This window comes from Anaerobacillus sp. ABD4_527, from assembly GCF_056160805.1.
The window spans coordinates 39,093-63,243 of the sequence record NZ_JBSWXZ010000004.1; the positions used below are offsets into that span (position 1 = coordinate 39,093).

Sequence of the window (24,151 nt, forward strand, 5' to 3'; positions counted from 1 at the left end):
CCGATATCCAATTGGATATCGACCATAAAACTATTAACAAATCGGTTTTATTTGTCCGCGGATTTCACCTGCTAAATTCTGCTCAGTGTGCACGTTGACATAAGTTTTACCTTTTTCCATCTTCTTAATAAGATCTCGTACATTTTTTACTCCAACATTATTCCGTTCAATATCATCGTCAGTAATAACCCCTGTCACAGTTCCCTTACGTGTAGAAATGCCATTTTGATCAGCAAGCGTTGCTAGGTCTGCACCAAAAAGAAATGCAAGAACTGGCCCGTTTTTGCCTCTTTCTCCAAAATGAATGTGAGCTTGTACAAAATTTTCGATGTTTTCTACTTCTAAAAAAAACCTAAGCTCAGTTTGTCGCCTATTTGAAACAAATTTAGCAACTCCCCTAGCGTTTGATCTTACTGGAGGTACTTCATTTCGTCCTCTTAGCATTGCAAAGAATCGATTTCTCACCTTATCACCTCCTTTTGGAGGATTACCACATTATATTCCGTTCATATAAATGTGTATAGGTGAGGGACTAGCGTTTAAATGATTGTGTTTAAAGGATGAAAACGATTAGTATTATCTTTCTTTTCTTTGCAGCTTTTTAAGGAAAAACTCATACCCATACATAGCAGCAATCAAGATTGCCCCTCCCAAACAATACCCACCAATGACATCAGTGAAATAATGCTCTTCTGTAATCAGACGACTTAATCCGATGACTACGACTAAGATGAGTGCGACGATCAAACTGATTTTCTTAAATGTTGAACGCTTCACATATTGAAAAAGGAAGTAGACGATTAATCCGTATAAGATGACGCCCATCGTGACGTGTCCGCTCGGAAAGCTATATCCTTCCGCAACTGCACCTTCCACTGAGGGGCGATCTCTTTGAATAAGGACCTTAACGTACTTATAAGAGTAGTTACCGATGACCACAGCAAAGGTTACTGTGATCAAGCCTAGGATGTTCTTTTTAAACGCTAACACGATTACAAATAAAACTAATAGAGTCACGATAAAAGGTTTAGAGGCGATGTGGGAGACAGCTTCTAAAATTTCAACGGTAGTACTTGGTGATTTTGCGAAAATGTTAGCAACACCTTCATCGATTGCTGGAGTGCGATTGTTTGAGACGATGAATGCTAGAATGATTCCGATGCTGATCAAGCTGATGAAAAGGACCGGATATAGAAGTTTTCTTTCCATGTGTTCCTCCTAGATGATGTAGCACTTTTAACAGTTAATCAAACGTTTGTTTGAAAAGAAAGTAGGGGGCTACTTCCTTTTCATAACGTGATTGGTCTGAAGTTTGGAAACGGTTGATTCGCTTCCTTAAGTGACGAGAGGGTGGTCATTTCTGCGACATCCATGAACCTTTCCCATACTTCCATCACGACATCTGATTGATGAGCCTCATCTTTAGCAGCGATGGATTTCCATTGAAATATTTCTAGAATGGTTCCATCGTTTGCTTGTAAGTGAAGAGGTGTTTGCTCTGTAATGAGACCTTCTCTTCGTAATGTTGGTAAGTGATCTTTTACTACCTTTTGTAGATCCTCTTCTTTACCCGGATGAGGGCGATAGAGTGCGATAGAAACTGTTGGTTCAGACATTCTTTAGCCTCCCTTAATCGTTGTATACAATAGCTCAACTTCTTCCATTACCATTTCCCATGCTAGAGATGTTGGATCTGTCAGCATAAAATGTTCAGCTTGAGGTAGTTCTACTAATTTCACAAAGTCTCCTGCTTCCTGAGCTTCTCTATGATACTGACTACTGATTCCGATTGGCACGTGGATATCCAGCGCACCATGGACGAGTACTTGATGAACATCCAAAGGAAGAAGTTCGATAGGAGACGCATCTTTGTATCGTTCAGGGAATTCCTTCGGGGATCCTCCTATTAAGTCAGCTGTAGGGTTGTTCGGCTCGAGTGATAACGTTTCATCGCGGTATTCATGAACTTCGTGCATCAGTTCGAGGTCAGTCACACCTGCAAGACTGATGACGCCGGCGATTGGTAAAGGCTTGTCCGTATGTAGCGGGCTTTCGCTTCTGATCTTATGCCTAGCAGCTAACCAGGTCGCAAGGTGACCTCCGGCAGAATGACCGATCGTAATAACATTGCTTAGATCCAGCGGATGTTTTTCCTTAAGAGCATAGAGGTGGTCAGCTGCTTTCGAGACATCAGTTAACGTTTCTGGCCATGTTTCACCACGTTCTGATACTCTGCGGTATTCAATGTTCCAAGTTGCGATTCCTTTTTCGGTCAACGCTTCAGCAACGCCTGTCATTAAATCCAGCTTGAATGGCTCCCGCCAAAACCCGCCGTGAATAACGATCGCAACCGGGTGAGGGCCATCGCCTTCAGGTATGCGTAGTTCTCCAAACTGGTTTTCATCGTTTCCATAAAATAATTTCTCCATCATGTCACCTCGTTATGTTTGTTCTCCTATTATTATCTCATATCGGTGCCAATCGGTTCACGATAAAACTCCCCAACCGTATCTCGATTGAGGAGCTCTGATTTAAGGTTAAAAAATATAGATGAGGCTATTTACATTTAATAGTAATACTGATGAAGTTATTTATAATCATAAATGAACCCGTGTTGCCTCCGCCTGAGCCAGAGACTGTTTTACTAGCAGAGATCGGGGAAATGGTATGAGCGCATTGGACAACGGTACCACTGTTGTTCTCAATGATAACTGGTCCTTTAATTATACAAGGCATGGTCTCACTCTCCTGGTTTATCTATAATAGTATATGGACAAACAGTGAGAGTGCTTGGACAAGAGACCTATTGTGATCGCCTAAATTAAGCGAAATACTACATACAGGAAGGAAAGCGTTTATGTTATATAACTTTAACCCGTTTCCAATATTACATTCCGACCGTCTATGTCTTAGAAAGTTATCGATGAACGATGTCGATGGGATTTATGAGTACCATCGCACGAAACAACATTTTCCATACGTGGACATGCCTGAACACCAAAGCGTTGAAGACAGCCGTCACTATATCAACAAGATGAACAAAGGTGTTGATGAGAATAAATGGGTGATCTGGGCAATAACAGAAGCTTCTACGAATAGCATCATCGGTACGATTTCCTTATGGAACCTTTCAAAAGATGGCCGAAAGGGAGAGCTAGGCTATGGGTTACATCCAGGTCATACTGGAAAAGGACTTATGGTAGAAGCTCTTGAAGAAGTGCTTCATTATGGATTTCATACGATGGGGCTCGAAACGATCGAGGCGTATACGAATAAAGATCATCAGCGTTCGATCTCATTATTATAAAAGAGTGGCTTTTCGAAGATAAAAACAATCTCTGAAAAAGGGCCGAGTGGGGAGTATCTCCAGCTTGCGGTTTTTGAGAAAACTTCTGATAATGGTTAAAACGCTCAGTCGCTGAGCGTTTTTTTATGTCACTCTACCAATAATGAAACGGATTAAAAGAAATATCCTCGATCGTTGTAAAAGGAATTGAGATCAAGGCAGCCCCAAGAAAGAAGTAGCTCGTATCTTCTTCTTCTTTTTGCTTACTACCAAGAGGGCGTAGATAAACGTGTGTTTCATCTACTTGGTCAATATAGCCATGATAAACATAATCATCGTAACAGAGGATCTTTACACATTTTCCAATGTTGTTTGTGAACACATCATAATAGGACATGCTTCTCCTCATTTCTAATAGAGGTTGAAAAGCAGGGAGAGCACTACTTCCCACTGTACGATTAGAATATGAAAGGAATAGGGAAAGCGTTCAATTTGGGGTGAAAGGTAATCAATTTTTAAACGAAAAGGAGCCAGGCATATGCCTGTGCTCCTTTCACTAAAGTATTCCGATTAAAGCTAATCCGAACAAAAAGATACTAGCCAGAACAATTTTTCCTACGAGAGGAAGGGTTTCCTTACCGTTCGTATTAATTCGTTCTTCCTCTTCATTAACAGTTTCTCTATATTTAGGATCGCAGCATCCCACTAAGCAACACTGTCCCAGCCTGTGATGTCTTCTTCTAAAGGAATGTTTGCTGCACGTTGCTTACGAGCGGCGAAGAAGAAGCTGATGATTACACCGATCGTGATGATCGTTGCACCGATATAGGCAATGTTAATCGGTAGACTAAAGCCAATCGGGGCATACAAAATATACGTTGTTGTTGCCATCGTGATGAATACTGCCGGAATCATCGCGATCCAGTAGTTTTTCTTAGCGATGAAGAGGTACATCGCCCCTACCCACAATGCGATCATAGCGGTGGATTGGTTTGCCCATGAGAAATAGCGCCAGAGCAACGTGAAATCGATTCTAGTTAAAGCAAATGCCACAGCGAATAATGGTAGTGCAATCCATAGGCGATTCGTAATTTTTTTCTGAGAATACTTGAAGTAGTCTGCGATAATCATACGAGCGCTTCGGAATGCTGTATCACCAGAGGTAATCGGTAGCACGATTACACCGAGTACTGCCAGTGTTCCACCGATCGCGCCAAGCATCAGTGTTGAAGCTTCACTTACGATAGCAGCTGGTCCACCACTTGCAAGTAGTTCGTTTAATCCAACTGGCCCATTAAATAGACTCATAGCAGCAGCAGCCCAAATCATCGCGATGATTCCTTCTGCGATCATCATCCCGTAGAAGATTCGACGTCCTTGCTTTTCGTTTTGAGTCGTTCTTGAAATAATCGGAGTCTGCGTCGCATGGAAACCTGATAGAGCACCACAAGAAATCGTTAAGAATAGAAGTGGGAATATCGGTGCGCTGTCAGGGTGTAAGTTTGTAAGACTGATTTCTGGAATTGGAGCGCCAGTAAAGACTAGACCTGCGCCAACTCCTAGGGCACTGATCAATAGTAGTGCACCAAAGATCGGGTAAAAGCGCCCGATGACTTTATCGATCGGCAATAGAGTTGCGATAATATAATAGATGAAGATTGCTCCAAGGATGAGTCCCATCGTGACCCAGCCGTTCATCATGTTGTTTAGTAGTCCTGCAGGTGCGGTAACGAATACTGTACCCGTCAGTAAGAGAAGGAGTACAGCAAAAGCGTTTACGACATGTTTCATGACTTTTCCTAGAAACTTCCCTGCGAGCTCTGGTAAGTGAGCGCCGCGGTTTCGTATCGAAATCATTCCAGTTAAATAGTCATGAACGGCTCCTGCAAAAATACACCCAAACACGATCCAAAGAAATGCCACTGGACCATAAAGAGCGCCTAGAATCGGTCCGAAAATTGGACCTACTCCTGCGATGTTCAAGAGTTGGATGAGTGAGTTTTTAGGTGTGTTCATCGGAAGGTAATCGACACCGTCTTGATGCGTGTATGCCGGTGTGTGTCGCGTGCTGTTCACACCGAACGTTTTTTCAACGAATTTACCGTAAGTAAAGTAGCCTATTACGAGAAGTACGATTCCTACTAAAAATGTAATCATGATAACTCCTACCTTTCCGTTCTTTGTATGCGTTTACATAAATTATAGGAAAGATAGGACGAAAGTGGGGAAGATTTGAACAAGATGTAGAAAAAAGCGGGTGACATGTATGTGAAAGCGTTTAACATGCAATCTATAATTCGAGACGTGATCGAAGAGACTTCACATAATTCCGACTGACAGCAAGCTTTTCTTCTACACCTTCTAATTCGAGTTGGTAAGCGCCGTTAAACCATGGTGTTAGCCTTGTAACATACATCAGGTTAACGATATAGCTTTTGTGAATGCGAAAGAATGGGTGTGTAGATAATCGGTTTTCTAATTCTTTCAGTGTCGTTTTGACTTCGAAGGCATTGTGCTCAAGATAAATTCTGGACACGCGGTCGTCACGGCAAATGTATAGGATATCGGTCGGATCGATGTAATGGATGTCGCCATCAGTTTCGATGGATAATTTCCCTTTTTTCATTTGTGGTGAAGTCACTTCAGTGTTGGAAGTTACCAGTTTTTCAAGACGCTTGATCGTTTGTTCGAGCTGTTCTTCATCGTAGGGCTTTAACAAATAGTCGACGGCCTCATAACGAAACGCTTCAGCTGCAAATTCAGGATAAGCAGTCGCAAATACGATGAAAGGAGGTTTCTTAAGCTCAAGAAGTGCTTTAGCGGCGTCCATTCCATTCATCGCTGGCATTTCTACATCTAGAAACACAACATCAGGCTGAAGCTGGATCGCTTTTACGACAGCTTCTTGCCCTGAGTCTGCTTCGCCAGTAATTTCGATCGAATTAAATTCACCAAGAAGGTGAACGAGTTCCTCGCGGCTATATCGCTCGTCATCGACAACTAATGTTTTAATTACATTCATTCGTTATTCCTCCATAGATGGGATCAAAAAACGGACGATTGTTCCGTTGTCTTGTTCACTAGAAATCTGAAGGCTGGCTCGTTCTCCGTAGAGCATGGTAAGACGGCGGTTCACATTATAAAGACCGAGTCCAGTGCCACTCTCTGAGTCCAATGGAGCATTACCGATTTCTTTTATTCTGTGCTGCGGAATTCCTGCTCCGTTATCTTTCACGCTAACAAGGGTTTCGTTCTGTTGGCAGATGATGCTGATTTCAACGATGCAGTTCGAATTTTTGTTTTTAATTCCGTGCTTAATTGCATTTTCAACAATAGGCTGCAGCGTTAGCGGTGGAAGTTTTCGATACAGCGTTTGTTCGTCAATCTCATAGTTTACACGAAGTCTGTCTACGAAACGTGCTTCTTCAACCTCAAGGTATGCTTTTACATGTTTCAATTCCTGGTTGAGGGTGGTCATATCAGCCGTTGTCCCTGATAAGTTTTGTCTAAGAAAATGAGATAGCGATAGTAAGAGTTTTCGAGCCTTTGCTGGTTCAGTTCTAACTAATGAAACGATGGTGTTCAGTGAATTAAATAAAAAATGAGGACTAATTTGAGCTTGCAGCGCTTTGATCTCTGCTTCTTTTGCAAGCTGGTAGGCATTGTCCGCTTCAGCTATTTCGAGCTGGTTACTTAATAGAACGCTAAGGCCTGTAACGAGTTCAGTGATGACATTCGTGATCTCTTTTTCAGATTGAAAATAAAACTTTAGTGTTCCGATCGTCTCGCCCCGTTGCTTCAATGGAGCTACAATCGCCGCGCCAAGGGGACAATTTTCATCGGCACAATGGATTGTGCGGTCGTTTGCGATCATCATGTCGCCATCTTGAATCACGTCTCTCGTAATACTCGTTTGAATCGTGTTTCCTGCTTGGTGATGATCGTCTCCCATCCCAACATGGCTTAAGATATGGGTTTTGTCCGTAATGGCTACAGCGCTCCCCTCGACTTCTCGATGAAGAATTCGGCAAACTTCTGTTGCGGAGACCGTTGTAAGCCCTTTTCGCAGATGGCCGAGCGTTTGATCTGCGATACGAAGCGTTTTTTGGGCTTGAAGCGCACCAGCCTTTTCTTCTTCGTTCACGACGTTCTTGATGATCAGTAAGAAGAGGGCGCAGCCGATACCGTTCGCTAAGATCATTGGGAGGCCGATGACTTCTACTAGCGCTAATGCGTTCTCAAATGGCTTAGATAGTCCGAGGATGATGAGCATCTGAACTGCTTCTGCACCAGCACCGATCATAAAGGCAGACTGAAGTTTGACGTGACGATTTCGTTTATGAAGAGCTCCTGAGATTAACCCCGCTATGATAGCTGCTAATCCGCATGCAAGAGCTGTAAAGCCTCCGAGGAAGTACCGGTGCGCACCTGCGATAATACCAGCACCAATTCCGACGCGATAACCTCCTAGTAGTCCTGCGAGCACAACGCCGATGACCCTTGAATTCGCGATGGCTTCATCTGAAGAGACATCGAGCGGCCATGCATTGAATTGGAAGGACTCTGTATTGAACGTAAGTCCAGTATATGTACCGATGATGCCAAAGAAACCAAAGAAGCCGATCGCAACATACTGCTGTCTTCTAGCAAGACGCTCACTGTAGATCATGTCTCTAAAGAAGCGAAAGCGAGTCAACACAAATGCGATCGTTACGATTATACCGAGGCGCTCAAGCATCGTTAATAGCAGTTCAAACATCTGGCTACTCCTTTCTGGTGCCTGTCACCACCCGTATTGGCTCGAAGAATGTCGAATAATAGAGCGGTTTCTTTTCATTATACTGGTTTTTACGGGTGAGGGAAAACAGGCGTTAAACAGCATCCTAAATTTAACAATTATGATAAAGTGAGAATTGTAGTCTAGTAAGAATATCGAGGAGTGATTCGATGGCGATTAAATACAACGTTTGCCTTCAATGTGGTGCGAAACCAGCAGCAAAAATCATATATGGAATGCCAACGCATGATGTGAAACCTAAGGTAGAGAGGGGAGAAGTTGTACTGGGCGGATGCTCTCTCCCTGAATCGAGCAAGGATTACCACTGTAAGAGCTGTGGATTCGAATGGTCGAGAGAAGAAGCGGTGGATCACGCTTACCAGAAGATTACTAGCATCAAAGCAAACGTTGGTGGCTTCTTCGGGAATAGCTATGAAATCGACTGGCATATACGAACAGGCGAGGTAACGCATTTACAATGGGAGAATTCAAGAGAAGAAGAGCCCATCAGATCGAACACAAACTGTGATCCATCCATAAATGCTCTTCAATCTACAAACCTCCTAAGATGGAAACGTAACTACCAACCAGAAGAAATGGTGTTAGACGGCACCTCCTGGAGTGTGGAGATCAGAACAGAGGATAAGGTCATCAGGAAGCACGGCTCCAATGCCTATCCAGAAACGTGGGAAGAGTTTTGTGGGTTTATGGAACAGGTGTCAGGGAAAACGTTCAGATGAGCCAATAAGTCGATGAGCATACATATAAAGCAGGCCATTGGCCTGCTTCAGCGTTAAGTATTATCCGCATAATTCTGCGAGAATTTTTTGTACATTGTAGATGCTGTCATCCTTCTTAAACTGCTTTGAGATCGTAGGAGCTTGCGATCCTGATATCCATATTTTCAGTTCTGCATCGAGATCAAAGTGTCCAGCCGTTTCAATTGAAAAGTGTGAGATGCTCTTATAAAGGACGGAATGGTACTCGATTTTCTTTCCTGTCATGCCTTGTTTATCAACAAACAGTAGTCGCTTGTCTGTGAAAACAATCAAGTCACGTACAAGTTTGAATGCCGCATTAACTTCTTCTGACTCTGCAAGGATGTTTGATAGTTCTTTTTTTACCTCACCTTTGTCCATCGTCGATGCATTACCCATGAATCCGCTGAGAATACCCATTGCTATTCCTCCTTTCAATCGTATTTTATCAAACGTGGTGACAGGTACCACTCGATTGGTGTCGAAAGGAATAGAGAATGTTTTAAACAATACGAGCGTATTGTGTTAAGTGAATCCAATCTATGTGAGAGTGTGTAAGGAGGGAGAAGCTATGGCATTCCTAAAGCTTGAAGACGGCGTTGAGCTTTACTACGAAGATGTTGGAATGGGAGACCCGATTCTCTTTATTCATGGCGTCTGGATGAGCAGTCGTTTTTTTAAGAAACAGCTTCCATACTTCAGACAGAAGTACCGAGCAATATCGATCGACTTAAGAGGACATGGGCAATCGTCCCATGCAGATTCTGGTCACACAGTCGCCACCTATGCGAAGGACTTGAGGGAATTTATCAAAAAGCTCGATCTCAGAGACGTGACGCTAGTCGGCTGGTCGATGGGAGCGTTTGTTATTTGGGAATACATCCATCAGTTTGGTGAAGATGGAATAAAAGGAACTGTGATTGTAGATGAGCTCGCCTCAGACTTTAAATGGCCAGATTTCGAAATCGGTGCGTTCGATCTCCCTGCATTATCAGGAATGATGCAGCAAATTCAAACTGACCAGAGAGGATTGCTACAAGGATTCTTACCGCTAATGTTCAAAGAGGAAGTTTCAGAAGAAGAGTTAGAGTGGATGCTTGAGGAAACAACGAAGCTACCAGCGTCAATCGCTAGCGCCATCTTATTCGATCAATCGATTGTGGATTGTCGTCCTTATCTTACTGAAATAACAAAGCCGACGCTGTTATGCTTCGGTAAGGAAGAGAAGTTAATACCTGTTGCAGCAGGAGAACATTTAAATAAAGAAATCAAACAGTCTAAATTAGAAATATTTGAGGATAGCTGTCACTGTCCTTTCTTGGAAGAACCTGAGCGGTTTAATGAAGTTGTAGATCAATTTATAAGATCACTTAAATAATGATCTTCATACGTGATGAGGAGAGGCACCTTTTAAGGATGCCTTTTCTCATTGGAAAAAAGTATTCAAAATATTCTCTGAAAAAGTGTTGCTATGTCATATTAGGTAATATATAATAACTTCAACGAAAGCGCTTTCGATAAAGAGGAGATAACCATGATAACAATCTATGACCTTGCGAAAAAGACTGGATTTTCTTATACGACGGTCTCTAAAGCTTTAAATAATTATCCTGATGTTAGTCAAAAAACAAGACAAGCTATACTACAAACCGCAGCTGATTTGGGATACTTACCTAATGCACATGCGCAATCTCTCTCTACGAAAAAATCCTGGACAATCGGTGTGATGTTCTCAGAAGCAAATGAAGTTGGCATGAAGCATCCGTTCTTTAGTGCAGTGATTGAGAGTTTTCGAAAGCATGCTGAGAAAGAGGGCTATGATTTGATCCTCGCTTCTAGGAATCTGAGGAACAGAGACACGAGTTACCTAGAACATTTTCTCTACCGTGGAGTCGATGGCATTGTTGTCATAAGCTCTGATCCTAACGATGAACAAGTTCAAGAAATGATTAACAATCATATCCCGATCGTCGTAATCGATATGACGAACGAAAATTGCAGCGTAATCCTATCAGATGATCTATCTGGAGGAAAACTTGCCATCAACTACCTTCACTCATTAGGACACACGAAGATTGCTCATATTTCAGGTGACCCTACAATTCATGCAGGGAAAGAAAGAATTGAAGGATACAAGAAAGCAATGAGTCAATTGGGATTACCTGTCCCTAATTACTATCTTGTGAATGGCGGCCTTTTTTCCATTAAAGAGGGAAGCGAAGCCATGTCGAAGCTACTGGATCTACCTGATCCGCCAACAGCGGTTTTCGTAGCTGGTGACCATATGGCAATCGGTGCTATGGAGCTTGCCAAATCGAGGGGAGTTAGAATTCCTGAAGACATCTCGATCATTGGATATGATGATATAGAAATGGCTAGCTATGTAACTCCAAAACTCACAACGATACGACAGGATACAGATGTTCTAGGCGTTAGAGCAGCACAGATATTAATCAAACAGATGATTCAGAAAAAGAAGATCGTGACAGAAGAAATCATTCCAGTACAGTTGATTGAGAGAGAGTCCTGTCTACCATTAAAAAAATAAAACAAATTTTTTTAACCCAAAACGAAACCGCTTTCGAAACGAAACATCTTTTTATTTTATGGTAATCGAAACCGCTTTCGAATATTTTTAAATCTATTTCGAAACCGCTTTCGAAAAACAATAAACTTAAACCTTAGGGGGAAAAAAGCATGAAGAAATTTGTCGGTCTGCTGATGTCGCTTGTTCTGGTGCTTGGAGTCATTGCAGGTTGTTCTAATTCAGAGTCATCGGGTGAAGCGAAAGAAGGAAAGAAGAAAGCTGACTTAAAGGTCTGGTCGTTCACAGATGAATTGAAGAAACCAATTACAAAGTTTGAAGAAAAGAATGGGGTTACAGTCGAACTCACAATCGTTCCGATCGCTGACTACCCTACTAAATTAAAGCCGGTACTAGAAAGTGGAGTAGGAGCACCTGACGTTTTCACTGGTGAAATTGCATTCCTAAAGCAATGGGTAAATGCTGGCTACTGGGAAAACCTTTCGGAAGAACCTTATAGCGTAGATGAGCTAGCTGATAACTACGTTCCATATGTATTCGATCTTGGAAAAGACCAGGATGGAAATGTTCGTGCACTATCTTGGCAAACAACGCCAGGTGGACTCTTCTACAAGCGTAGTATCGCAAAAGAAGTGCTTGGAACTGACGACCCAACAGAAGTTGGCGAGATGCTTACTTCAATGGACAAAGTATTCGAAGTTTCTGAGAAGCTGAAAGAAGCTGGCTATCGTATGTTCCCTGATGAAGGTTCGATTCGCTGGTTCTCTCAAGGTGACAACCCGCAGCCATGGGTGAGTAAAGATGGTGAGTTGAAGCTTACAGAACAGAAGATCGAGTTCATGGATTATGCAAAGGAACTTCGCGAAAACAGCTACACGGCTCTTGCACCAGAATGGTCTCCTTCTTGGTTTGAAGCGATGGAGAAGCCAATTAAAGTAAAAGAAAATGGTAAAGAGACTGAAACAGAAGTATTCTCTTACGTTCTTCCAACGTGGGGTCTTCACAGCGTACTTAAGACAAATGTAAAAGAACCAAATGGTGACTGGGCAGTTACGAGTGGTCCTAGCCCTTACTTCTGGGGTGGTACATGGTTAGGTGTTTACAACAAGTCTGAAAACAAAGAACTTGCATATGACTTCGTAAAAATGATGACGCAAGACGATGAGTTCTTAACTGACTGGGCGAAAGAAACGGGTGACGTTCTTTCTTACCTTCCTGTAACGAATGAAATCAAAGATGACTTTAGTGATGAGTTCCTTGGCGGACAAAATAACTATCAGTTCTTCCTTGAGCAAGCAAAGAGTATTGAACCAGGAATCGTAACGAAGTATGATCAGCAGCTAGATACGTTTTATGGAAATGCTGTTTCAGAATATGTTGATGGAAAGAAAACAAAAGAACAAGCGATTAATGAATTCTATCGTAAAGCACAGAATGCTTACCCAGAATTACAAGTACCTAAAAACTAGTAACCATTTATAAGCGGTATAACATTCTTATACCGCTTATCTTAATTTTGAAAGGAGTGCGATGAAATGAAGAACCTAAACCGGTATGGCTATATCTTCATTGCCCCGTTTTGGATCATCTTTCTCGTTTTTAATATATATCCTGTCGCTCTAACGTTTTACTACAGCTTTACGAATTACAGTGGAAGTGGAGTAGCTGAAGTAGTTGGCCTTGCGAATTATCAACGTTTGATCACAGATACCTTCTTTGTTGAAGCGTTCTTCAACACCTGGAAGATCTGGGGGATTAACTTCGCACTCCAAATTGCAATCGCGCTCGTACTAGCAGCGATCTTCTCAGATATGCGTGTGAAAATGAAAGGGCTAGCATTCTTTCGTTCGATCTTTTACTTGCCAAACTTAATTACGGTTAGTTCAGTAGCATTGTTATTTGGAATTCTACTAGATTGGCAGCATGGATCGTTAAACATGGTTCTCATGAACCTCGGTCTTATCTCTGAACCGATCAACTGGTTGAACCAGCCAGCGACGGCTCAATTATCCGTATCTCTTATCTTAACATGGATGTGGTTCGGTCACTCCTTCATCGTTGTGATGGCGGGTGTTTCAGGAATTTCAAACGATTATTACGAAGCTGCTCTTATCGATGGAGCGAATCGTGCGCAGACGTTCTTTAAGATTACGCTGCCGTTGTTAAAACCGATTCTTTTATACATCATGATCACGTCATTAATCGGTGGTCTTCAGCTCTTTGATTTACCGATGCTGTTAACAGATGGAATTGGTTCTCCTGATGGCTCGTTAAATACGATGGTTCTTTATTTATACAACCAGGCGTTCAAGTATAACAACTATGGATATGCAGCAGCTGTTGCGTATGGACTATTTATTATCACCATTATCTTCTCAGCAATCGTATTTAAATCGATGTACCGAAACGAACGTAAACAAGCGAGGCAGGTGTAAACGATGATAGACAGAACTGAAATTGAAAAAGGTGTCCCTCAGGAGAAATTGCCAGAGAAAACGCTTCTACCTCATGAAGCGAAAATCAAGAAACGCCGAGCGCTCGTTAAAGGAATTATTTACACGCTCCTGATTTTGATGGCAATCGTCTGTTTTATTCCTTTCTTAATGATGCTTGTAAACGCTACTCGCTCGAACGATGCAATCTTAACAGGCTTCACATTAATACCTGGTAGTTCATTATTAGAAAACTACAGAACGATGATGGAGTACGTGAATATTTGGAACGGTTTTAAAAACAGTCTGATCATCTCTGTCCTTGTAACTGTGCTGACTGGATATTTCTCTGCACTGACTGCATACGGATTTGCTTTCTATGAGTTCAAAGGTAAAAATTTTCTCTTCGTTTTCATGCTGGTCATGATGATGGTGCCTGGACAGCTAGGACTCATCGGATTCTACGAGCTTAGCAAAACGCTTGGGATTCTGGATACGTTTATTCCACTTATCGTCCCTGCGATTGCGAGCCCATTCGTCGTGTTCTTCTTACGTCAATACATCAAAACAACGCTGCATCCGAGTTTGATTGAAGCAGCTCGAATCGATGGAGCAAGTGAATGGAGAATCTTCCATACGGTAGCGATTCCAATCATGATGCCAGCTGTTGCAACGATGTCAATCTTTACGTTCATCGGATCTTGGAATAACTACATCATGCCGCTCGTTATCTTGTTCTCACCAGAGAAATATACGTTGCCTGTACTGATGGGCTTCTTAAAAGGATCTCAGGTAGCGCAGAATCTTGGTTCTATGTACCTTGGAATTGCGATTTCAGTTGTTCCGATCATGATCGCATTCTTATTCTTATCGAAATACATCATTAATAGCATCTCTGCTGGAGCTGTTAAGGAATAGAGGAGTGAATAGTTATGAAATTTGATAAACACTTTACATTCGGTACGGCAACATCATCCTATCAGATCGAAGGAGCACACCAAGAAGGGGGAAGAACACCTTCTATCTGGGATATGTTTTGTGATATTCCAGGAAAAGTACATGAAGGTCACAATGGAAACGTAGCCTGTGATCACTACAACCGTTACGAAGAAGATATCAAGATTATTAAAGATCTTGGCGTTGACTCTTATCGATTTTCTATCGCATGGCCGCGAATCTTCCCAGCAAAAGGCGAGTATAACGAAGAGGGAATGGCATTTTATAAGACGCTAGCAAAGCGTTTGCGAGAAGAAGGGATTAAGCCAGCTGTCACGCTTTACCATTGGGACCTGCCAATGTGGGCCCACGAAGAAGGCGGATGGGTAAATCGAGATTCGGAACAGTGGTTTCTTGATTATGCTGAAGTCTGCTTCCGTGAACTCGATGAGTTAGTAGATTCATGGATTACACATAACGAGCCTTGGTGTGCAGGATTCCTTGGCTATCACCTCGGTGTTCATGCCCCTGGCCACAGAAATCTTGATGAAGCGGTTCGTGCTGTTCACCATATGCTTTTGTCTCACGGGGAAGCTGTGAATATGTTGAAACAACGTTTTGGTTCAAAAACATCGATCGGAATCACGTTGAACCTCTCACCTGTCTACCCGAAAACAGACTCTGTGAATGATCGCCTTGCTGCGAACAATTCCGATGGCTACTCCAACCGTTGGTTCCTTGATCCTGTATTTAAGGGCAGCTATCCGAGTGATATGATGAATCTCTTTTCTAAGTATGTTCATTCATACGATTTCATTAAAGATGGAGATATGGAGAAGATCTCTACTTCTTGCGATTTCTTCGGAATCAACTACTACAGTCGTGGGTTAGTTGAGTTTAACGCGGCAAACGATTTTCTAACAGCAGGCGCACACTCTGATTATGAAAAGACAGGAATGGGCTGGGACATTGCACCTGAAGAGTTTAAAGATCTTATTAGAAGATTGCGCAGTGAGTATACGAATCTACCGATCTATATTACTGAAAATGGAGCTGCGTACGATGATAAGCTTGAGAACGGCCGTGTTCACGATCAGAAGCGAATCGATTATGTGAATAAGCATCTCCAAGCAGTGTCTGATTTAAATGAAGAGGGCATGAATATTCAAGGCTACTTCTTATGGTCATTGCTCGATAACTTCGAGTGGAGCTTCGGATATGATAAGCGATTCGGAATCATCTATGTAGATTACAAGACGCAAGAGAGAATTTGGAAGGACAGTGCACTTTGGTACGCAGACATTGTTAAGAACAGAGGAACAGTCCTACCGTTAAACGCTTAATGTAAAAGGAGTCGATCGGTGTGAAGACAAAGACGATAACGCATGTTCAAACGGCAAGAGATACAGGAGATCGCCTGCAGGTAAAGGAACCCGTTTCCTTTTCCTCAGCAGTCTCACCAAATGCTGTCGACATTTCAATTAATCCAGACAAAACGTTTCAAACAATCTTGGGATTTGGCGGTGCTTTTACAGAAGCAGCCGCTTATTCTCTTTCTTTGATCAGTAAAGAAAAGAGACAAGAAATCCTTCACAACTATTTTGATCCGGAAGAGGGCCTTGGCTATCGACTTGGTCGAACTCATATCAATAGCTGTGACTTTTCCTTAGAAAATTATACGTATGTTGAAGAGGGAGATACATCGCTCGAAAGTTTTTCGATCGATAGAGAAAAAGAGCTTGTCATTCCACTCATTAAAGATGCAGCAAAAATCGCGGGTGAAAACATAACGATTGTTTCCTCTCCATGGAGCCCTCCGCACTGGATGAAGAGTAACAAAGAAATGAATCACGGTGGGTCACTTCTCAAAGAATATATGCCTGTTTGGGCTGAGTATTACGTGAAGTACATAGAGGCGATGGAAGATGAAGGGATTCCAATCTGGGGAATCACAATCCAAAATGAGCCTGAAGCGAGGCAGGTTTGGGATTCATGTCTCTACACAGCTGAAGATGAGCGCGATTTTATTAAAGATCATCTTGGACCAACGCTACAAAAGCACGGGAAAAGCGATCTCAAGGTCATCATCTGGGATCACAATCGTGACGTCGTTTATGAAAGAGCAAAGACGGTTCTTTCCGATCCGGAAGCAGCGAAGTACGTCTGGGGAACAGGTCTTCATTGGTACGTGTCTGAGGAGTTTGAGAACCTTTCAAAGGTACACCATGCGTTTCCTAATAAGCACCTTATTTTCACAGAAGGGTGTATCGAAGGCGGCGTCCAGCTAGGAGCTTGGCATACTGGCGAGCGCTATGCCCGTAATATTATGGGAGACATCAATAATTACCTAGAAGCATGGATCGATTGGAACATCGTGCTGAATGAAGAAGGTGGACCAAATCATGTCGGGAACTACTGTGATGCTCCCGTCATCGTGGATACGAAGAAAGATGAAGTTCACTATAATAGCTCGTTTTACTACATCGGGCACTTTAGCAAATATGTAAAGCCTGGAGCAGTGAGAATTGATCATACAAAATCAAGTAATCTTATCCAGTCGTCAACCTTCCGCAATCCATCCGGTGAAATTGTAGTAGTCATGATGAATGAGGGAGACGAGTCAGTAGCTGTAAACATTGACTTGAATAGTGAGAAGGTTAGTGTGGAAATGCCGCGTCATTCTATCTCAACGTTCATAATTTAATTGTAAAAGCACAAAACAGCCTCTCTACTATTGTAGAGAGGCTGTTTTGTGCTTCATAGATTACTTGTTGTCTTTCACTTCTCCAGCTCGTTCTTGGTATTCACCTTTTGATTTATCGCGTTTGCCTTCTTCTTGCATCTTAGGGTCGTTTTTTGCATTGCCTACTTGATCTTTAAGCTCACCTTTTGTTTTGGAAACGGCACCTTTTACTTTGTCACTCAAGCCTTTATTATTACTCATCTTGTAGCACGCTCCTTCCAAAGTTAACTTACAATCAAAAATACCCTCTGAAGGGATTGGCTAAACTGCCAAACTCCTCAGAGGGTATAGTGTGTATTAGTTAGATTTATCTTCAACTGGCTTATCTGTCCAAATGTCAGATTCTAACCCTTTGATCGTATCTTTGTAGAACTGAGGGTCCAAACCAGCTTTTCGCTGTTCTCGATAATCTTGTAGGGCAGTGAATGCAATTTTACCAATAATCGCGATGACGATTAAGTTAAGAAGTGCCATGAGTCCCATAGATAAATCGGCCATGCTCCAAACAATTCCGAATCCGGCATTTGCTCCGAACATTACCATGCCGAGAACGGCAAGACGATAGATGAATTTGGCTGTTGGACTAGATTTAATGAATTCGATATTCGTTTCACCATAATAGTAGTTCCCGATAATCGAACTAAAGGCAAATAATAGAACAGCAATGGCTACAAAGATACCCGCACCACCACCGAGGTGTTGGTTCATTGCTTCCTGAGTTAGCTGAACACCATCAAGTTTAGAATCAACATATCCGTCAGACATTAGAATCATAAATGCAGTAGCAGTCGCGATTAGGAGTGTATCGACGAATACGCCTAACGCTTGAATAAGACCTTGTTTAACAGGGTGGGAGACATCTGCAGTTGCGGCAGCGTTTGGCGCACTACCCATACCGGCTTCGTTCGAGAAGAGTCCACGTTTGATTCCGAGCATCATAGCAGCACCAACTCCACCACCAGTCACTTCCTTAAAACCAAAAGCATGCTGGAAGATAAGCGCGAACATGTCAGGAACCTGTGCAAAGTTTACGATCAATACGTACAGCGCAACGATAACATAGATACCTGCCATGATCGGAACGATGATTTGAGAAACGACAGCGATTCGGCGAACGCCACCAAAGATAATGATTGCAGTTGCAACTGTAAGAATTGCACCTAGAACCCAACGGTTAACGTCAAAGGAATTCTCAAATGCAAGGGCGATCGTGTTTGACTGTACGGAGTTAAATACAAGACCGAAACTAAACGTGATGAGTACAGCGAAAATGATTCCAAGCCATCTTGCTTTAAGCGCACGCTGCATGTAGTAAGCAGGTCCACCTCGGAAGTCGTCTCCGTCACGTACTTTGTAAATCTGAGCAAGCGTACTCTCAACAAATCCACTCGCTGCACCAAGTAATGCGATGAGCCACATCCAGAAGACTGCCCCTGGACCACCGATACTGACAGCTGAAGCAACACCTGCAAGGTTTCCGGTACCAACACGAGAAGCGGTACTAATGAAGAACGCTTGCAAACTGGAAACAGATTTCTTTCTTCCTTTCATCGTGTCCTTTTCTGCAAGAACATGGAACATTTCACCGAAAAGACGGAATTGCACGAATCGTGAGCGAATCGTGAAGTACAGTCCTACGCCGATAAGGACAAAGATCAAGATATTTGACCAGACGAGGTCGTTCCCGGCGGATACAATTGATTCTAAGAGATCCATATGTATTTCCTCCTATTTATTAGATTTTGAGAAGAGTATGATATATTACCCATCTTCCCATTCTTACATAAAAAATAACTCAGTTGCTGGAAATTTTTATAAAAATTTAATTTTTCAGATAGTTTGTGATGACTTTTCTGAAACACAAAATCTTATTATACATGGTGAATAGTAAACATTCTAGAAATTATGTTAGAAAACCTAACAATGAAACTTTATCCAAATAAAGGGGAGGAAGTTGTCAGCGCATTCTTTTCTCTTACATGTTTGAATGGTAGAATGAAGATAGGAATAAAATCAGCTCTGCCCGGAGGGATTTGAATGATCGAGCAAAAACAAAGCGTCACACTCATCTCGAATCACAAGCCTGTCCAACTACGAATCGAACGTTTGGCGATCCATCATCGCATGAAAATTCTAGAAGCAGTGAAGTCGAACGGCAGTAAGTTTTATCTGTTCTTTTATAAAGATGATTTTATTACAGGTAAAAGTATAGAATTGAAACCTGGTTCCCTCATAGAAAAAGCCTTTCAACAAGGTATTGTGCTCAATGCCTCCCATCCTTTAATTACAAAATTCTTAGACACTCAAACCATTGTATTAAAATCCACCAAGCATGTCTTACAGTCCATTCAACGAAAATACTCTCCTCAAGAAGTCGTACTCATCTTTTCATATTTTGAATCCTTTCTTCCAAAAGAAAAAATCCTTCACCTGCAAAAGAAGTACTTTTATGAATATAGAAGGAACGGCCAGCTTCGTCTTGCCTTCAAAATACTTATGATCGCTCTTTATGCGGATTCGACATCAAAGTGGGCTCAGGATCTATCCAATCAGTTAGATTTTCAAAAAGTGAAGTCAATGTATGAGTGGGGTGGCAAAGAGCTTCAATCAGCTGATCCGTTATACGCTGAAATGGCATCGTATGAAGATTTAGCGTTGAACACGCCATACCTTACGTCTCTCTTCAAGAGAGATGGTCGACGGTTTGAGCACGCTGCGCTCATCCTACATCATTACCTCGTATCTCCACACGATGAACATGAGAAAAAAATTCCCTCTTTAGATATCCCTCTCACTAACCATGAACGAGCAATCCTGCTTTGGAATATGTACTCCGAAGCACCACAAATACCTGCCCTTCGAAAACAGGTTTTTCAATCCCTTATTGATTTAAATAAGAACACTGAAGCAATGAACCTATTACTTTCTAGACAAGAAGAAATAACAGAACGAGAGTGTGAACAGTTGTTAAAAGTGTTTGAATCTCCACAGACTCGTCTGGATGAAATCGAGCTTCCTCTTCTACAGAACTGTTTGTGCTTAGAAGAAAATCGCCGACACCTTCCTTTGCTCCTTCAGACGATTGTACCGAAACTTTTAGAGAAGTATGAGATCGACTTTGTCTTTGAGTGGCTCAAGCCTCTCTATAAAGATAATAAAGAACTCCCTATCTTAGCGACGATCCAAACGATGGCTGAGATTCACAACGATCCAGATAAACAGTTTCAGTTAGGGAAACTTTATCATAAATTAAGGCAGTACAATGAAGCGATAAAGTGCTTTGATTGGGAGATGGAAATGCATCCAACTGACCCAACGCCAGTGCAATGGTTAACGAAAGTGTACAGGGAAATGGGAAAAATTGAAGAATCTGATGCCTATATGTCCATTTATACTCAAATGCAGAGGGTATCGAATTAAAGCGCAGGTAACTCCTGCGCTTGCTTTTTTTTATAAAATGACGACCATGGTCATTTGATAAAGAATAACCAGTTCATATAAACTAATGGTAATATAAAGGTGATTTTATTACTTGTCAGGAGAAGTTCATGGAAAAACAACTTACATATACCTATGATGTCATTCAAGTATGTCTACTTGCGGGCAAGGTTATGCTTCAAAATGGTGGTGAAACTTACCGAGTCGAGGATACGATGAGAAGGATTGCGGAAGCTTATGGAGCTGAAAATTCCAATAGTTATGTTACTCCAACAGGAATCTTTTTTTCAGTAGAGGGTCCAGAACCATCAAAAACACAGCTGATTCGAATCATTGAACGAACAACGGACCTACATAAAGTGACCAAGGTGAATAGCATCTCTAGAAAAATTAGTGCCGGAGAATTAACGATTCAAGAAGCGTATTTAGAGCTTGAAAGCCTTGATAATCAATCAGAACGTTATACGTTTCCGGTTCAACTTGTTGCAGCAGCCATAGCGAGTGGATGCTTTCTCATTATGTTCCAAGGAAGCTGGGATGATTTTATCCCCGCGGTATTAGCAGGTGGAGGGGGCTACTTTAGTGTGACGTGGTTTAATCGACTTGTCCCGATCAAGTTTTTCTCAGAGTTCCTTGCATCGTTCGTTATCGGACTGCTGGCTGTTTTCTTCGTTTATACAGGGATTGGTACCGAGCTTGATAAAATCATCATCGGATCGGTGATGCCGCTCGTACCAGGGCTGTTGATTACAAACGCTGTTAGAGACCTGATGGCGGGACACCTCATATCGGGTCTATCAAAAGGGGCAGAAGCCTTTTTAACTGCTTTTGCAATCGGAGCTGGAATTGCAGTTGTCGTGTCGTTCTTATAGGAGGGAAGGAAGTTGATGACGTTCGTTGCACAGCTTATTACGAGTTTTATAGCGAGCACCGGATTCGGTGTGATTTTTAACGCCCCAAAACCCTCTTTGTTAAAAGGTGGATTTGTTGGTATGTGTGGTTGGCTCATTTATTTCTTTATGGAGAAGTCTGGTATCGATGCCGTGATCGCTACTGTAACTGCTTCGTTCTTCATAGCAGTTATGAGTCAGGTATTTGCAAAGGTATATCGGACGCCTGTGATTATTTTTAGTGTTGCAGGAATTATCCCTCTTGTTCCGGGAGGACTCGCTTATGATGCGATGAGAAACTTCGTGCAAAATGACTATAATACGGCAATCAATTTAGCAGCGAAGGCATTTATGATTTCTGGATCGATCGCAGTGGGACTCGTCTTCTCTGAGGTAATCAATCAAATTATTCGAAATGCCACTATGATCCGGCAGGAAAAGAAGTGAAATAGCTTTGCAATAAGTAATCTTGCTATGATACCTTTGATATAACTAGTTATGTCGAACGATGTCAAAATATATCTTGGGGAGGAACGATGATGAAGACCTACCCCCATATAGGGTTAGTAATGATTCGACTTGCTCTTGGAATCCTTTTTTTCTCACATGGGTTCTTTAAGTTTTCGGACGGAATTGAAAATACTGTAGCATTCTTTGAAACGATCGGGTTATCTGGGTTTCTCGCTTATGTAGTAGGAGTTATTGAGTTAGCTGGTGGTGTACTGATGATACTCGGCCTCGGAACACGTATCGTGAGTGTGCTATTCGCTATCATTCTTATCGGCGCGTTACTCACGGTAAAGCGCTCAACAGGAATGTTGGGTGGTTACGAATTGGACCTTGCTCTATTAGCTATGTCGATCTCGTTAATGTTAGGAGGCGGTGGTCCGTTCAGCCTATGGAACTTCTTGAAAAAGAAAGGCTGGACTTTTGAAATCACAAATCAAAAGGTAGAAACAAGAGACTAACAGGAGAGTGGCATGATGAGGTGGTCAATACGGAGACCAATAATGTGGGTTGTAGGACTTGCTTTTATTGGTCTCATTGCTTTTATCCTTTCAAACGGGTCGTCCGAGGCTGGAAGCTTTGATCGTGATCAACAGCCTAGTCTTGGTAAAACTTCAGCCCCTGTTGAAATCGTTATGTTTGGGGATTACAACTGTTCTTCATGTAAAGAATTCAATGAAAAATTCTTCTTACAAATGCAAGAAGAGTTGATTGCCACGGGTAAAGTGACGTTCTATTATGTTCATCATCCTGTCATTCAAGAAGATTCTAAACGAGCTGCAAGATTCGCTGAAGCCGTTTATCAAGTCCTTGGCAATGACGTGTTTTGGCAATTTCACCATGTTGTTTTTGATAAGCTCCAGGGTAAGGATGATGAACAGCGTTATACAGATGCGTATCTAAAGCAAACCCTTAACGGATTAGTGAGTGAAGAGAAGACGGAAGAAGTGATGAAAGCATACAATGATGGAACTGGCAGAAACGCAATCGCTGATGATATTAGTTATGCAAAAGAGATGAATGTCTCAGATACACCAGTTCTGTATGTCGACGGCAATCGATTTGATGGTGAAAGCATCGGTAAACTAAAAGAGATGGTCGAACAAGCCACGCATTAAACGAAGGGCACCTAAACAGGTGTCCTTTTTTTGTTCAATCAAACGTTTGTTTAAGAGTAAAACTCGTTATCTTTTATCAGATTGGGGAAAGAGTAATGAAAGAGGAGGTTGTCGAGATGAGCTTTGATTATGATATAGATTTTAAGAAAATCGATTTTCGTGAGAACCCAGAAAAGTATCGAGTAGGTCGTGGAGAACAGGGAGTTTTGTTGGTAGAGCCTTACAAAAGTGAAATTTTGCCTCATTGGAGATTTAAAACGCCAGAAATCGCACAAGAATCTTCGGAGAAAATCTATCAAATGTTTCAACAATATAAGAAAGAAAACGATTTTGTTGGCATGGATATGGCGAGAAAGTTTATACAGATGGGATATACGAGATCTAGAAGGTATGCAAATTATAAAGGTGGGAAGAAATATGATTCTGATGGTAATGTGAATGAAAGAAACATAGATGAAGAGAAGGCTGAATCGGCACGTATCTTTGAAGAGAAGTGGAAGATTGTAAGAACAGATGAAGAGTACTTAGAGAAGAAGAAGGAGCACCAAAACAAGTATGGGTAAAAGGAGTGGTAGGGGTTTTCAATAAAAGTGAACTAATTGTGAAATGTTGAGCATAATGATTGCCAACGTATAAATCCTGTCGTATACTATGGTTAAGGTTAATGTGAATCATTTCACATAACTGATAACTAACATGTGAATACCTTCACAAAAAACAG

27 protein-coding genes are annotated in these 24,151 nt (G+C 41.9%); 15 read left to right on the plus strand and 12 right to left on the minus strand.

Annotated elements, in window-relative coordinates; translation table 11 throughout:
- Window positions 1-33: 33 nt before the first annotated feature.
- The 5 genes from ACXAHI_RS18140 to ACXAHI_RS18160 form a co-directional block, all read right to left on the minus strand.
- The gene (locus tag ACXAHI_RS18140) at window positions 34-465 is read right to left on the minus strand and encodes a CHRD domain-containing protein (RefSeq protein ID WP_474850265.1); all 432 of its coding nucleotides are present in this window, start codon (window positions 463-465) and stop codon (window positions 34-36) included.
- A 111-nt stretch (window positions 466-576) separates the two neighbouring features.
- Window positions 577-1,209, minus strand: a complete 633-nt coding sequence (locus ACXAHI_RS18145) for a phosphatase PAP2 family protein (protein WP_474850267.1) — start codon at window positions 1,207-1,209, stop codon at window positions 577-579.
- Window positions 1,210-1,289: 80 nt separating this feature from the next.
- Complete coding sequence (locus ACXAHI_RS18150; protein ID WP_474850269.1) at window positions 1,290-1,616, minus strand: hypothetical protein; 327 nt, start codon at window positions 1,614-1,616, stop codon at window positions 1,290-1,292.
- A 3-nt stretch (window positions 1,617-1,619) separates the two neighbouring features.
- Entirely contained in the window at window positions 1,620-2,429 is an 810-nt protein-coding gene (locus ACXAHI_RS18155; RefSeq protein ID WP_474850271.1) for an alpha/beta hydrolase family protein, read from the minus strand.
- Window positions 2,430-2,556: 127 nt separating this feature from the next.
- Window positions 2,557-2,736 carry a spore germination protein gene (locus ACXAHI_RS18160; RefSeq protein ID WP_270182711.1) on the minus strand — a complete coding sequence of 60 codons (180 nt, stop codon included), beginning with the start codon at window positions 2,734-2,736 and terminating at the stop codon, window positions 2,557-2,559.
- Between the two features lie 121 nt (window positions 2,737-2,857).
- On the opposite strand from ACXAHI_RS18160, the gene ACXAHI_RS18165 reads away from it, so the two are divergent.
- Window positions 2,858-3,307, plus strand: coding sequence for a GNAT family N-acetyltransferase (locus ACXAHI_RS18165; RefSeq protein WP_474850273.1), 450 nt, complete (start codon window positions 2,858-2,860; stop codon window positions 3,305-3,307).
- 133 nt (window positions 3,308-3,440) lie between these two features.
- Here the strand turns inward: ACXAHI_RS18165 and ACXAHI_RS18170 are convergent, their stop codons facing one another.
- From ACXAHI_RS18170 to ACXAHI_RS18185, 4 genes are all read right to left on the minus strand, one after another.
- Window positions 3,441-3,683 (minus strand): hypothetical protein, encoded by a 243-nt coding sequence (locus tag ACXAHI_RS18170; RefSeq protein ID WP_270182709.1) that lies wholly within the window; start codon window positions 3,681-3,683, stop codon window positions 3,441-3,443.
- A gap of 308 nt (window positions 3,684-3,991) precedes the next feature.
- Window positions 3,992-5,443, minus strand: a complete 1,452-nt coding sequence (locus ACXAHI_RS18175) for a carbon starvation CstA family protein (RefSeq protein WP_270182708.1) — start codon at window positions 5,441-5,443, stop codon at window positions 3,992-3,994.
- Between the two features lie 133 nt (window positions 5,444-5,576).
- The gene (locus ACXAHI_RS18180; protein WP_474850275.1) at window positions 5,577-6,308 is read right to left on the minus strand and encodes a LytR/AlgR family response regulator transcription factor; all 732 of its coding nucleotides are present in this window, start codon (window positions 6,306-6,308) and stop codon (window positions 5,577-5,579) included.
- Window positions 6,309-6,311: 3 nt separating this feature from the next.
- Window positions 6,312-8,045 carry a LytS/YhcK type 5TM receptor domain-containing protein gene (locus ACXAHI_RS18185; protein WP_474850277.1) on the minus strand — a complete coding sequence of 578 codons (1,734 nt, stop codon included), beginning with the start codon at window positions 8,043-8,045 and terminating at the stop codon, window positions 6,312-6,314.
- Between the two features lie 188 nt (window positions 8,046-8,233).
- On the opposite strand from ACXAHI_RS18185, the gene ACXAHI_RS18190 reads away from it, so the two are divergent.
- On the plus strand, window positions 8,234-8,803 hold the full coding sequence (locus tag ACXAHI_RS18190; protein ID WP_474850279.1) for a hypothetical protein: 570 nt from the start codon (window positions 8,234-8,236) through the stop codon (window positions 8,801-8,803).
- A 60-nt stretch (window positions 8,804-8,863) separates the two neighbouring features.
- Here ACXAHI_RS18190 and ACXAHI_RS18195 read toward each other — a convergent pair whose 3' ends face one another.
- Window positions 8,864-9,241, minus strand: coding sequence for a PH domain-containing protein (locus ACXAHI_RS18195; protein ID WP_474850281.1), 378 nt, complete (start codon window positions 9,239-9,241; stop codon window positions 8,864-8,866).
- Between the two features lie 151 nt (window positions 9,242-9,392).
- On the opposite strand from ACXAHI_RS18195, the gene ACXAHI_RS18200 reads away from it, so the two are divergent.
- From ACXAHI_RS18200 to ACXAHI_RS18230, 7 genes are all read left to right on the plus strand, one after another.
- Complete coding sequence (locus tag ACXAHI_RS18200) at window positions 9,393-10,199, plus strand: alpha/beta fold hydrolase (RefSeq protein ID WP_474850283.1); 807 nt, start codon at window positions 9,393-9,395, stop codon at window positions 10,197-10,199.
- A gap of 156 nt (window positions 10,200-10,355) precedes the next feature.
- Entirely contained in the window at window positions 10,356-11,369 is a 1,014-nt protein-coding gene (locus ACXAHI_RS18205; protein ID WP_474850285.1) for a LacI family DNA-binding transcriptional regulator, read from the plus strand.
- Between the two features lie 149 nt (window positions 11,370-11,518).
- Window positions 11,519-12,835 (plus strand): ABC transporter substrate-binding protein, encoded by a 1,317-nt coding sequence (locus ACXAHI_RS18210; RefSeq protein ID WP_474850287.1) that lies wholly within the window; start codon window positions 11,519-11,521, stop codon window positions 12,833-12,835.
- A gap of 66 nt (window positions 12,836-12,901) precedes the next feature.
- Window positions 12,902-13,801 carry a carbohydrate ABC transporter permease gene (locus tag ACXAHI_RS18215; RefSeq protein WP_474850289.1) on the plus strand — a complete coding sequence of 300 codons (900 nt, stop codon included), beginning with the start codon at window positions 12,902-12,904 and terminating at the stop codon, window positions 13,799-13,801.
- A 138-nt stretch (window positions 13,802-13,939) separates the two neighbouring features.
- A complete protein-coding gene (locus ACXAHI_RS18220; protein WP_270182755.1) occupies window positions 13,940-14,716 on the plus strand; it encodes a carbohydrate ABC transporter permease in 777 nt (258 codons plus the stop codon).
- A gap of 14 nt (window positions 14,717-14,730) precedes the next feature.
- A complete protein-coding gene (locus ACXAHI_RS18225) occupies window positions 14,731-16,077 on the plus strand; it encodes a GH1 family beta-glucosidase (protein WP_474850291.1) in 1,347 nt (448 codons plus the stop codon).
- A gap of 20 nt (window positions 16,078-16,097) precedes the next feature.
- Window positions 16,098-17,438 carry a glycoside hydrolase family 30 protein gene (locus ACXAHI_RS18230; protein ID WP_474850293.1) on the plus strand — a complete coding sequence of 447 codons (1,341 nt, stop codon included), beginning with the start codon at window positions 16,098-16,100 and terminating at the stop codon, window positions 17,436-17,438.
- 60 nt (window positions 17,439-17,498) lie between these two features.
- Here the strand turns inward: ACXAHI_RS18230 and ACXAHI_RS18235 are convergent, their stop codons facing one another.
- On the minus strand, window positions 17,499-17,678 hold the full coding sequence (locus ACXAHI_RS18235; protein WP_474850295.1) for a CsbD family protein: 180 nt from the start codon (window positions 17,676-17,678) through the stop codon (window positions 17,499-17,501).
- Between the two features lie 96 nt (window positions 17,679-17,774).
- A complete protein-coding gene (locus ACXAHI_RS18240; RefSeq protein ID WP_474850297.1) occupies window positions 17,775-19,193 on the minus strand; it encodes an alanine/glycine:cation symporter family protein in 1,419 nt (472 codons plus the stop codon).
- A 321-nt stretch (window positions 19,194-19,514) separates the two neighbouring features.
- On the opposite strand from ACXAHI_RS18240, the gene ACXAHI_RS18245 reads away from it, so the two are divergent.
- From ACXAHI_RS18245 to ACXAHI_RS18270, 6 genes are all read left to right on the plus strand, one after another.
- Entirely contained in the window at window positions 19,515-20,897 is a 1,383-nt protein-coding gene (locus tag ACXAHI_RS18245) for a tetratricopeptide repeat protein (protein WP_474850299.1), read from the plus strand.
- 128 nt (window positions 20,898-21,025) lie between these two features.
- A complete protein-coding gene (locus ACXAHI_RS18250) occupies window positions 21,026-21,787 on the plus strand; it encodes a threonine/serine exporter family protein (RefSeq protein ID WP_474850301.1) in 762 nt (253 codons plus the stop codon).
- A gap of 15 nt (window positions 21,788-21,802) precedes the next feature.
- Window positions 21,803-22,252: a threonine/serine exporter family protein gene (locus ACXAHI_RS18255; RefSeq protein WP_474850443.1), complete on the plus strand. Its 450-nt coding sequence runs from the start codon at window positions 21,803-21,805 to the stop codon at window positions 22,250-22,252.
- A gap of 89 nt (window positions 22,253-22,341) precedes the next feature.
- On the plus strand, window positions 22,342-22,773 hold the full coding sequence (locus ACXAHI_RS18260) for a DoxX family protein (RefSeq protein WP_474850303.1): 432 nt from the start codon (window positions 22,342-22,344) through the stop codon (window positions 22,771-22,773).
- Between the two features lie 15 nt (window positions 22,774-22,788).
- Window positions 22,789-23,430 (plus strand): DsbA family protein, encoded by a 642-nt coding sequence (locus tag ACXAHI_RS18265; RefSeq protein ID WP_474850305.1) that lies wholly within the window; start codon window positions 22,789-22,791, stop codon window positions 23,428-23,430.
- A 116-nt stretch (window positions 23,431-23,546) separates the two neighbouring features.
- Window positions 23,547-23,993 carry a DUF4385 domain-containing protein gene (locus ACXAHI_RS18270; RefSeq protein ID WP_474850307.1) on the plus strand — a complete coding sequence of 149 codons (447 nt, stop codon included), beginning with the start codon at window positions 23,547-23,549 and terminating at the stop codon, window positions 23,991-23,993.
- Window positions 23,994-24,151 lie beyond the last annotated feature (158 nt).

What these genes read in the sequence shown, in the direction of transcription:
- ACXAHI_RS18145 (WP_474850267.1), bottom strand. Translation starts at nt 1,209, where the DNA reads ATGGAAAGAAAACTTCTATATCCGGTCCTTTTCATCAGCTTGATCAGC.
- ACXAHI_RS18150 (WP_474850269.1), bottom strand. Translation starts at nt 1,616, where the DNA reads ATGTCTGAACCAACAGTTTCTATCGCACTCTATCGCCCTCATCCGGGT.
- ACXAHI_RS18155 (WP_474850271.1), bottom strand. Translation starts at nt 2,429, where the DNA reads ATGGAGAAATTATTTTATGGAAACGATGAAAACCAGTTTGGAGAACTA.
- ACXAHI_RS18160 (WP_270182711.1), bottom strand. Translation starts at nt 2,736, where the DNA reads ATGCCTTGTATAATTAAAGGACCAGTTATCATTGAGAACAACAGTGGT.
- ACXAHI_RS18165 (WP_474850273.1), top strand. Translation starts at nt 2,858, where the DNA reads ATGTTATATAACTTTAACCCGTTTCCAATATTACATTCCGACCGTCTA.
- ACXAHI_RS18170 (WP_270182709.1), bottom strand. Translation starts at nt 3,683, where the DNA reads ATGTCCTATTATGATGTGTTCACAAACAACATTGGAAAATGTGTAAAG.
- ACXAHI_RS18175 (WP_270182708.1), bottom strand. Translation starts at nt 5,443, where the DNA reads ATGATTACATTTTTAGTAGGAATCGTACTTCTCGTAATAGGCTACTTT.
- ACXAHI_RS18180 (WP_474850275.1), bottom strand. Translation starts at nt 6,308, where the DNA reads ATGAATGTAATTAAAACATTAGTTGTCGATGACGAGCGATATAGCCGC.
- ACXAHI_RS18185 (WP_474850277.1), bottom strand. Translation starts at nt 8,045, where the DNA reads ATGTTTGAACTGCTATTAACGATGCTTGAGCGCCTCGGTATAATCGTA.
- ACXAHI_RS18190 (WP_474850279.1), top strand. Translation starts at nt 8,234, where the DNA reads ATGGCGATTAAATACAACGTTTGCCTTCAATGTGGTGCGAAACCAGCA.
- ACXAHI_RS18195 (WP_474850281.1), bottom strand. Translation starts at nt 9,241, where the DNA reads ATGGGTATTCTCAGCGGATTCATGGGTAATGCATCGACGATGGACAAA.
- ACXAHI_RS18200 (WP_474850283.1), top strand. Translation starts at nt 9,393, where the DNA reads ATGGCATTCCTAAAGCTTGAAGACGGCGTTGAGCTTTACTACGAAGAT.
- ACXAHI_RS18205 (WP_474850285.1), top strand. Translation starts at nt 10,356, where the DNA reads ATGATAACAATCTATGACCTTGCGAAAAAGACTGGATTTTCTTATACG.
- ACXAHI_RS18210 (WP_474850287.1), top strand. Translation starts at nt 11,519, where the DNA reads ATGAAGAAATTTGTCGGTCTGCTGATGTCGCTTGTTCTGGTGCTTGGA.
- ACXAHI_RS18215 (WP_474850289.1), top strand. Translation starts at nt 12,902, where the DNA reads ATGAAGAACCTAAACCGGTATGGCTATATCTTCATTGCCCCGTTTTGG.
- ACXAHI_RS18220 (WP_270182755.1), top strand. Translation starts at nt 13,940, where the DNA reads ATGGCAATCGTCTGTTTTATTCCTTTCTTAATGATGCTTGTAAACGCT.
- ACXAHI_RS18225 (WP_474850291.1), top strand. Translation starts at nt 14,731, where the DNA reads ATGAAATTTGATAAACACTTTACATTCGGTACGGCAACATCATCCTAT.
- ACXAHI_RS18235 (WP_474850295.1), bottom strand. Translation starts at nt 17,678, where the DNA reads ATGAGTAATAATAAAGGCTTGAGTGACAAAGTAAAAGGTGCCGTTTCC.
- ACXAHI_RS18240 (WP_474850297.1), bottom strand. Translation starts at nt 19,193, where the DNA reads ATGGATCTCTTAGAATCAATTGTATCCGCCGGGAACGACCTCGTCTGG.
- ACXAHI_RS18245 (WP_474850299.1), top strand. Translation starts at nt 19,515, where the DNA reads ATGATCGAGCAAAAACAAAGCGTCACACTCATCTCGAATCACAAGCCT.
- ACXAHI_RS18250 (WP_474850301.1), top strand. Translation starts at nt 21,026, where the DNA reads ATGGAAAAACAACTTACATATACCTATGATGTCATTCAAGTATGTCTA.
- ACXAHI_RS18255 (WP_474850443.1), top strand. Translation starts at nt 21,803, where the DNA reads ATGACGTTCGTTGCACAGCTTATTACGAGTTTTATAGCGAGCACCGGA.
- ACXAHI_RS18260 (WP_474850303.1), top strand. Translation starts at nt 22,342, where the DNA reads ATGATGAAGACCTACCCCCATATAGGGTTAGTAATGATTCGACTTGCT.
- ACXAHI_RS18265 (WP_474850305.1), top strand. Translation starts at nt 22,789, where the DNA reads ATGAGGTGGTCAATACGGAGACCAATAATGTGGGTTGTAGGACTTGCT.
- ACXAHI_RS18270 (WP_474850307.1), top strand. Translation starts at nt 23,547, where the DNA reads ATGAGCTTTGATTATGATATAGATTTTAAGAAAATCGATTTTCGTGAG.